Source organism: Crenobacter oryzisoli, from assembly GCF_030385785.1.
In the GTDB taxonomy this organism is placed as follows: domain Bacteria; phylum Pseudomonadota; class Gammaproteobacteria; order Burkholderiales; family Chromobacteriaceae; genus Crenobacter_A; species Crenobacter_A oryzisoli.
Genome location: NZ_JAUEDK010000015.1, coordinates 77,440 through 86,626 on the forward strand (window position 1 = coordinate 77,440; position 9,187 = coordinate 86,626).

At 63.1% G+C, this 9,187-nt stretch carries 6 protein-coding genes; 1 reads left to right on the top strand and 5 read right to left on the bottom strand.

The genetic code is table 11. From position 1 onward, the window contains the following. Window positions 1-305 precede the first annotated feature (305 nt). A complete protein-coding gene (locus tag QU481_RS10370; protein ID WP_289829902.1) occupies window positions 306-728 on the top strand; it encodes a hypothetical protein in 423 nt (140 codons plus the stop codon). Here QU481_RS10370 and QU481_RS10375 read toward each other — a convergent pair. The 5 genes from QU481_RS10375 to prpB all read right to left on the bottom strand — a co-directional run. After that, a complete protein-coding gene (locus tag QU481_RS10375; RefSeq protein WP_289829903.1) occupies window positions 700-2,349 on the bottom strand; it encodes a methyl-accepting chemotaxis protein in 1,650 nt (549 codons plus the stop codon). The genes QU481_RS10370 and QU481_RS10375 overlap by 29 nt on opposite strands. A gap of 904 nt (window positions 2,350-3,253) precedes the next feature. After that, a complete protein-coding gene (prpF, locus tag QU481_RS10380; RefSeq protein WP_289829904.1) occupies window positions 3,254-4,441 on the bottom strand; it encodes a 2-methylaconitate cis-trans isomerase PrpF in 1,188 nt (395 codons plus the stop codon). A gap of 70 nt (window positions 4,442-4,511) precedes the next feature. Then, window positions 4,512-7,121, bottom strand: coding sequence for a Fe/S-dependent 2-methylisocitrate dehydratase AcnD (acnD, locus tag QU481_RS10385; protein ID WP_289829905.1), 2,610 nt, complete (start codon window positions 7,119-7,121; stop codon window positions 4,512-4,514). A 73-nt stretch (window positions 7,122-7,194) separates the two neighbouring features. Further along, window positions 7,195-8,343 carry a bifunctional 2-methylcitrate synthase/citrate synthase gene (prpC, locus tag QU481_RS10390; protein WP_289829906.1) on the bottom strand — a complete coding sequence of 383 codons (1,149 nt, stop codon included), beginning with the start codon at window positions 8,341-8,343 and terminating at the stop codon, window positions 7,195-7,197. A 50-nt stretch (window positions 8,344-8,393) separates the two neighbouring features. Then, on the bottom strand, window positions 8,394-9,187 hold a 794-nt coding region (prpB, locus tag QU481_RS10395), incomplete at its 5' end, for a methylisocitrate lyase (protein ID WP_289829907.1).

A 9,187-nucleotide genomic window follows, 5' to 3' on the forward strand; every position in this document is an offset into this window, starting at 1 on the left:
CGGGCCATCGCTACGTGTCGCGTGGAATGGATTCTAGGAAACTGCCCGAAGGTGGTGCTTGCAAGTGACGCCGATTTGCTTGCATAGCCGGCCAACTTATTACGCAAATGGAATAGGCCGCGCAACAGGGGATACGTCGACTGCCGGAATCGCACGACTGGCAAACGTCCCAGTGTCGACTCTCAGGCCCCAGGGCTGCACTCGGGCAGTGCCTCCAGTGTCGACGTGCAAGCCGCACGCCGCGAAGCAGCAGCTCGCCTTGCCGCCCCCGATCAGTCAGACGAGTGTAGGCCCACAAACCGAACATGCAGCACGAGACCCTCCACCCGTATCGACACAGCCAGGAGCTGACGCGCTACGCCTTCCGCTATCCTCTGGCGCAGGACCGGCAAGGCATGGGGCAATTCGCCCGACGGCAGTGCATGATGGTGGACTTTCTGGTTCACTGGATTGCCGCCAGGCAACGCAGCTCAATGCAAAACAGGCCCCGCGACCTGGAGCCTGTTTATGTCTATGTTTCTGGTTCCGACCCCAACAATACTCTGGAAGAGGCGCAAAGGATGGGCATTACGTTTAATGCTTCCGCGTCCTCACATCCGAGCGGTGGCGAACCTGCTCCACTGGCACGTCTTGCCAACGATCAGACCCGCTGGCATGAGGCAGGACAGCGCCCGCCCGAGCCCCTCCAACGGATCAAAATCAACCACGCAATCGTGAGGGCAACCTGAACTGACTGACGATGCAACTGATATCCTTTGCCACTTCATTCAATCGGGTGGCGGACGACGCGGTGGAGATCGCCGCGGCGCTATTCTCGTCGATCATTTGCGCCACTTGTTCGATATTGGCGGCAATCTGCAAGCTGGTCGTATTTTGCTCGATGACAGCTGTCGAAATCGAGGCAACCGACTCGTGCACGACATTGGCACCCTGCAATATACCTTCGATAGCAGACCCCGCCTGCTCGGCCAACTCATAGCCCCGCATCACACGATTGACGGCGGCTTGCATGCTTTCCACTGACACGTTCGCCCCATGTTGAATCTGTTCAATCATGCCAGCAATCTCTTTCGTTGCAGTGGTAGTTCTATCTGCCAGCTTGCGCACTTCATCGGCAACTACCGCGAAGCCACGCCCAGTCTCCCCTGCTCTTGCCGCCTCGATTGCCGCATTCAGCGCCAATAAATTAGTCTGATCAGCGACATCGCGAATCACGTCCACGACAGTGGAGATAGCATTGGCGTGACCATTCAACTCACTGATCGCAGTTTCCGTGCCCTTCACCGTTTCGGCAATGGTCTGCATCTCGCTGACCGTGGCCCGTATCACCTCCCCGCCCTCCTTGGAGAGTTGGGCCGATTTTTTTGCAGACACCGCCGAGTCGCCAGCTGCATCCTTGGAGATACTGATACTGGCACTGAGCTCTTCAATGGCGGCAGCAACCGATGCGGTCGCCTCACTTTGAAGACCAGAACTGTTTGCCACCTGATCCGACGCCGCTGCTAATGCGCCGGCAGCGTCGGCCAATTTCCCGGCATCGCCCTGCATGCTGAACAAAGTGTGGCGAAGAGCGTCTTGCATTCTCTTCAGCGCAGACAGCATTTGGCCGGTTTCATTGTGATCATTCGCGCCATCGATATCCTGGGTCAGATCGCGATCGGCGATACGATCTGCCACTGCAACGGCTTGATTGATGGGGGCAAGAATACTACGAACCAGCATGATCGCCAGCACCACGGCCAACAGCAAGGACACTCCCACCCCCACCATCACGCCGACTCGTGCACGGGCGCCCCTGGCAGTGACAGTGTCACGGCTCTTGTGAGCTTGGTCTTTATTGAACGCCACCAGCTCATCAAGGGTGGTGCCTACTTTGCTTGCTGCTTCCTCACCTTTGCCCAGCAACAAAGCTTGAGCTGCCGCCACGTTTGACTCTTTAAGTAGCGATATAGCCTGGGCTGATGTACCAAGCCACAGATCGATATTCTGCTTCAAGACCGGATAATCGCGATTTTCGAGCGGAGTGTCGACATACTGCGCATATTCAGCAATATTATTCTTGAGACGCTTCAATGCATCATTTCTTAAGGCCAAGGCGTGCTCGCGCGATTGCGCATCGTTTGCAATCGTGGCATGCAGGGTATGCTGTTGAACCTCAAAAATATTGGCCCGAATTCGCTGGATTCGGAGTGCAGATGGCATCGTGTTATCAACCACATCCAGCGAAACATCGCTCAATGCCCCAATAGCTCTTAACGATCCAAAACCAAGCAGGACCATCAGCGACAGCATGATGCCAAAGCCGATGGTAAGACGGACGGATATCCTGAGCGCGCTGAACCACTGCATGGAAGCCCCTTGAGACATAAAAGTGGTCGCCGGCCACAATCCCATGAGCATGGCTAGTGACGTTATCGAACCGATTTGTTTTTGAATTATGCTTAATCCATTAATACCATTGATAACACTAGCTAACCCCACTCAATTGGAGGGGTAACGGCCGGGAGAGCAGTAAGCCCCAGACAATTAACGGCCAGTGACGTTGTTTTTCTCAAAAGGATCTAGACGACCAGCACATGATGATTGAGCACGCGTTTAACAAATAATTCAGGTGATGGAGTTTTCTGCTTACTGAGCAGTCGGTCAGTGAACTCGCCGCCACTAGCGGGCAGCAGGGTGTAATCCTTGACGGTGCCGCTGTCACAATGCCTTGAGAAAGCACTGGGCGCAGTGCCGCTATTTGGGCAAGCATCTAGCGTGAGCCGCGATCGATGGGCACAAACAGGTATTGGTGGTGGCCTTCGTCCAGCCTCTGCAGCAGGTACCTCACATCGAGGCACACAAAACCGGGCGCGTAGCCCTTTGAAAATCTTAGGCGGTACGGAGCCCCGACCTCCAGATCAAGCAGATGGACCGCGCCATGACAGCGCAAGCAGCGATCCAATGATCCAAGACCCGGCATCCAAAATGGCTACTTACACGTAACCGGGTGCAGCCAGGCCGCTGTCGCAGTCAAAATCATGACGGTCAAGGTTCTACATTTTTTCGATCGAAGGTGAATGTCGAACTGCTGGCATTGCGATCAGTACCATAGGGTACCCCCCCCAATAGTTAGGCGAATCGAAAATTCACTTATGAGGGGGCGTCACACCGCGCGGGTGTCCAACCCTGCATTACCGGGGACTCTATGGCTCAGAGTCCCCAGCAGGATGATTCCCTACGAATGCCGAGTTAACCTCGGCGGTACAACGCCTCAAATCACTTCGCCCGGCACGCGCACCCATCCCTCCATCAGCACGCGCGCGCTGCGGCTCATCACCGCGCGGGTCACCGTCCACTGGCCATCGACCTGCTGCGCCTCCGCGCCGACGCGCAAGGTGCCGGACGGGTGGCCGAAACGCACCGCCTGGCGTTCGCCGCCGCCGGCCGCGAGGTTGACCAGCGTGCCGGGAACGGCGGCGGCGGTGCCGATCGCGACTGCGGCGGTGCCCATCATCGCGTGGTGCAGCTTGCCCATCGACAGCGCGCGCACCAAGAGGTCGATCTCCTCCGCCTTGATCTGCTTGCCGCTGGAGGCGGTGTAGTCGGCCGGCGGCGCCACGAAGGCGATCTTCGGCGTGTGCTGGCGGGTGGCGGCCTCTTCCGGGGTTTTGATCAGCCCCATGCGCAGCGCGCCTGCGACGCGGATGGCCTCGAACTTCGCCAGCGCGGCCGGATCGGTATTGATCGCCTCGCGCAGCTCGGTGCCGGTGTAGCCGATGTCGGCCGCGTTGACGAACACGGTCGGGATGCCGGCGGCGATCATCGTCGCCTTCAGCGTGCCGACACCCGGCACCTCCAGGTCGTCGATCAGCTTGCCGGTGGGGAACATGGCGCCGCCGTCTTCGCCGTCATCGGACGGGTCGAGGAATTCCAGCACGATCTCCGCCGCCGGGAAGGTCACGCCGTCCAGCTCGAAATCGCCGGTTTCCTGAACCTGGCCGTTGGCCACCGGTACGTGGGCGATGATGGTCTTGCCGATATTGGCCTGCCAGATGCGCACCACGCACACGCCGTTGTCCGGAATGCGCGCCGGGTCGACCAGGCCGGCGTGAATGGCGAAGGCGCCGGCGGCGGTCGACAGGTTGCCGCAGTTGCCGCTCCAGTCGACGAAGGCCTTGTCGATCGACACCTGGCCGTACAGGTAGTCGACGTCGTGGTCGGGCCGCGCGCTCCTGGAAAGGATCACGCACTTGCTGGTGCTGGAGGTGGCGCCGCCCATGCCGTCGATGTGGGCGGAGTACGGATCGGGGCTGCCGATCACGCGCATGAACAGCGCATCGCGCGCCGCGCCGGGCACCTGGCAGCGCTCCGGCAGGTCCTGCAGGCGAAAGAACACGCCCTTGCTGGTGCCGCCGCGGATATAGGTGGCGGGAATCTTGATCTGGGGTTGGTGAGCCATGCTATTGCTTTCATGCCAAAGCCGGTCGGGACGTTTCCGTGCCGACCGGCGTGTCGTGAGATCAGTCGGGTCAGGCCACCTGGCTCGACTCGAGGAAGTCCTGCGCGAAGCGCTGCAGCACGCCGCCGGCTTCGTAGATCGACACCTCTTCGTCCGAATCCAGACGGCAGGTCACCGGCACTTCCAGGCTGACGCCGTTCTTGCGCGTAATCACCAGCGTCAGCGTGGCGCGCGGGGTACGTTGGCCGAGCACGTCGTAGGTCTCGGTGCCGTCCAGCGCCAGCGTTTTGCGGTTCTCACCCGGCTTGAACTCCAGCGGCAGCACGCCCATGCCGATCAGGTTGGTGCGGTGGATGCGCTCGAAGCCCTCGGCGACGATCGCTTCCACGCCGGCGAGGCGCACGCCCTTGGCGGCCCAGTCGCGCGAGGAACCCTGGCCGTAGTCGGCGCCGGCGACGATGATCAGCGGCTGCTTGCGCGCCATATAGGTCTCGATCGCTTCCCACATGCGCATCACCTTGCCCTCCGGCTCGACACGCGCCAGCGAACCCTGCTTCACCGTGCCATCCTCGTTCAACACCATTTCGTTGAACAGTTTCGGGTTGGCGAAGGTGGCGCGCTGCGCGGTCAGGTGGTCGCCGCGGTGGGTGGCGTAGGAGTTGAAGTCCTCCTCCGGCAGGCCCATTTTGGCCAGGTACTCGCCGGCCGCCGAATTCAGCAGGATGGCGTTGGACGGCGACAGGTGGTCGGTGGTGATGTTGTCCGGCAGCAGCGCCAGCGGGCGCATGCCCTTCAGCGTGCGCTCGCCGGCAAGCGCGCCTTCCCAGTACGGCGGGCGGCGGATGTAGGTGCTCATCGGGCGCCAGTCGTACAGCGGACTGACCTTTTCGCCGCTGTCGGCTCGGACGGCGAACATCGGCTCGTACACCTGGCGGAACTGCTCGGGCTTGACCGCCTGCTTGAGCACGGCGTCGATTTCCTCGTCGCTCGGCCAGATGTCCTTCAGGCGGATGTCCTTGCCGTCGACCACACCCAGCACGTCCTGTTCGATGTCGAAGCGCACCGTGCCGGCGATCGCGTAGGCGACCACCAGCGGCGGCGAGGCCAGGAAGGCCTGCTTGGCGTACGGGTGGATGCGGCCGTCGAAATTGCGGTTGCCGGACAGCACGGCGGTGGCGTACAGGTCGCGCTCGATGATCTCCTGCTGGATGGCCGGATCGAGCGCGCCGGACATGCCGTTACAGGTGGTGCAGGCAAAGGCGACGATGCCGAAGCCGAGCGCTTCCAGGTCCTCGAGCAGGCCGGCCTCTTTCAGGTACAGCTCGACCACCTTCGAGCCCGGCGCCAGCGAACTCTTCACCCATGGTTTGCGGGTCAGCCCCAGCTTATGGGCGTTGCGCGCCAGCAGGCCGGCGGCGATCACGTTGCGCGGGTTGGAGGTGTTGGTGCAGCTGGTGATGGCGGCGATGATCACCGCGCCATCCGGCAGCAGGCCGTCGGCTTCCTGGGCGCGGGCCTGGTCGAGGTCCACGGCGATGCCGCGTTCGGCCAGCGCCGAGGTCGGCAGGCGCTTGTGCGGGTTGGACGGGCCGGCCATGTTGCGCACCACGCTCGACAGGTCGAACGTCAGCACGCGTTCGTATTCGGCGTGCTTGAGGCTGTCGGCCCACAGCCCGGCGGCCTTGGCGTAGGTTTCCACCAGCTTCACCTGCTCGTCGGTGCGGCCGGTCAGCTTCAGGTAGTCGATCGTCTGGCCGTCGATGGCGAACATCGCCGCGGTGGCGCCGTATTCCGGGGCCATGTTGGAGATGGTGGCGCGGTCGCCGATGGTCAGGCTGGCGGCGCCGGCGCCGTAGAACTCCAGGTAGGCGCCCACCACGCGCTCCTTGCGCAGGAACTCGGTCAGCGCCAGCACCACGTCGGTGGCGGTGATGCCGGGCTGGCGCTGGCCGGTCAGCTCAACGCCGACGATGTCCGGCAGACGCATCCACGAGGCGCGGCCGAGCATCACGTTCTCGGCTTCCAGCCCACCCACGCCGACGGCGATCACGCCGAGCGCGTCGACGTGCGGGGTGTGCGAGTCGGTGCCGACGCAGGTGTCCGGGTAGGCCACGCCGTGGTCGGCGTGGATCACCGGCGACATCTTCTCCAGGTTGATCTGGTGCATGATGCCGTTGCCGGCCGGGATCACGTCGACATTGTCGAAGGCGGTCTTGGTCCACTCGATGAAGTGGAAGCGGTCCTCATTGCGACGGTCCTCGATGTCACGGTTTTTCTGGAAGGCGTCGGGGTCGAAGCCGCCGCACTCCACCGCCAGCGAGTGGTCGACGATCAGTTGCACCGGCACCACCGGGTTCACCTGGGCCGCATCGCCCCCTTGGGCGGCGATGGCGTCGCGCAGGCCGGCCAAGTCCACCAGTGCGGTCTGGCCGAGGATGTCGTGGCACACCACGCGTGCCGGGAACCACGGGAAGTCACGTTCGCGCTTGCGCTCGATCAGCTGTTTCAGCGAGTCGGTCAGGATGGCCGGATCGCAGCGGCGCACCAGGTTTTCGGCCAGCACGCGCGAGGTATAAGGCAGGGTGTCGTAGGCGCCGGGCTGGATCGCCTCGACCGCCGCGCGGGCGTCGAAGTAGTCCAGTGGGGTGCCCGGCAGGGCGGTACGGTAGGCAGTGTTCATGGCGTGGAGCCCAAAGAGAGAATCGAGGGGGGCTAAAGGCAGAAGAGCGGCCTGCGCCGCTCTTCCGTCATGATCAACGCTGGTCGATCGGCACGAAGGTCAGGTCTTCCGGCCCGACGTAGTTGGCCGACGGGCGGATGATCTTGCCGTCCTGGCGCTGCTCGATCACGTGCGCGCTCCAGCCGGAGGTGCGCGAGATCACGAACAGCGGGGTGAACATGGCGGTCGGCACGCCCATCATGTGGTAGCTGACCGCGCTGAACCAGTCGAGGTTCGGGAACATCTTCTTCACGTCCCCCATCACGCTTTCCAGGCGCTCGGCGATGTCGAACATCTTGGTGTCCCCCACCGCTTCGGACAGCTGGCGCGCCACTTCCTTGATCACCTTGTTGCGCGGGTCGGCGATGGTGTACACCGGGTGGCCGAAGCCGATCACCACTTCCTTGCGCTCGACGCGGGCGCGGATGTCCACTTCCGCCTCATCCGGGTTTTCGTAGCGCTGCTGGATCTCGAACGCCACTTCGTTGGCGCCGCCGTGCTTCGGCCCGCGCAGCGCGCCGATGGCGCCAGTGATGCTCGAGTACATGTCCGAGCCGGTGCCGGCGATGACGCGGCCAGTAAAGGTCGACGCGTTGAACTCGTGCTCGGCGTACAGGATCAGCGAGGTGTGCATCGCCCGCACCCACAACTCGCTCGGCTTCTGACCGTGCAAGAGGTGCAGGAAGTGGCCGCCGATCGAGTCGTCGTCGGTTTCCACCTCGATGCGCTTGCCGTTGTGGCTGAAGTGGTACCAGTACAGCAGCATCGAGCCGAACGAGGCCATCAGCCGGTCGGCGATGTCGCGCGCGCCGGCGATGTTGTGGTCGTCCTTCTCCGGCAGGGTACAACCGAGCGCCGACACGCCGGTGCGCATCACGTCCATCGGGTGCGCCGAGGCCGGCAGCGCTTCCAGCACCGCCTTCACCGACGCCGGCAGGCCGCGCAGCGCCTTGAGCTTCTGCTTGTAGCCGGCCAGTTCCGCCGGGTTCGGCAGCTTGCCGTGCACCAGCAGGTAGGCCACTTCTTCGAATTCACAACGCTCGGCGATGTCGAGAATGTCGTAGCCGCGGTAGTGCAGGTCGTTGCCGGTGCGGCCCACGGTGCACAGCGCGGTGTTGCCGGCGGCGACGCCGGACAGGGCAACCGACTTCTTCGGTTTGCTGACGAGGGTAGCTTCGCTCATCTGGGGTTTCTCCTTAATGCAGACTCGATCTGAATGGCTGGATCGGGGGCTTACTTGTTCTTGCCGTCGGCAAACAGCGCGTCGAGCTTCTGTTCGTAGGCGTGGTAGCCCAGATGCTCGTACAGCTCGGCACGGGTCTGCATGGTGTCGACCACATTCGCTTGGGAACCGTCGCGGCGGATCGCCTGGTAGACGTTCAGCGCCGCCTGGCTCATCGCGCGGAACGCCGACAGCGGGTAGAGCACCATGCCGACGTTGGACGACGCCAGCTCCTCGGTGGTGAACAGCGGGGTGGCGCCGAACTCGGTGATGTTGGCCAGGATCGGCACCTTCACCGCCTCGGCGAAGCGGCGGTACATCGCCAGATCGGTCATCGCCTCGGGGAAGATCATGTCGGCGCCGGCCTCGACGCACGCCACCGCGCGCTCGATCGCCGCGTCCAGCCCCTCGACCGCCAGCGCGTCGGTGCGCGCCATGATCACGAAGCGGTCGTCGCGACGCGCATCCACCGCCGCCTTGACGCGGTCGACCATCTCGGCCTGCGGCACGATCGCCTTGTTCGGGCGGTGACCGCAGCGCTTGGCCTGCACCTGGTCCTCGATGTGCACCGCGGCGGCGCCGGCTTTTTCGACGGCGCGGACGGTACGGGCGATGTTGAACGCGCCGCCCCAGCCGGTGTCGATGTCGACCAGCAGCGGCAGTTCGGTCACGTCGGTGATGCGGCGGATGTCGATCAGCACGTCTTCCGGCTGGGTGATGCCCAGGTCGGGGATGCCGTTGGAGGCGGCTGCGACGCCGCCGCCGGACAGGTAGAGGGCCTTGAAGCCGCTGTGTTCGGCGAGCA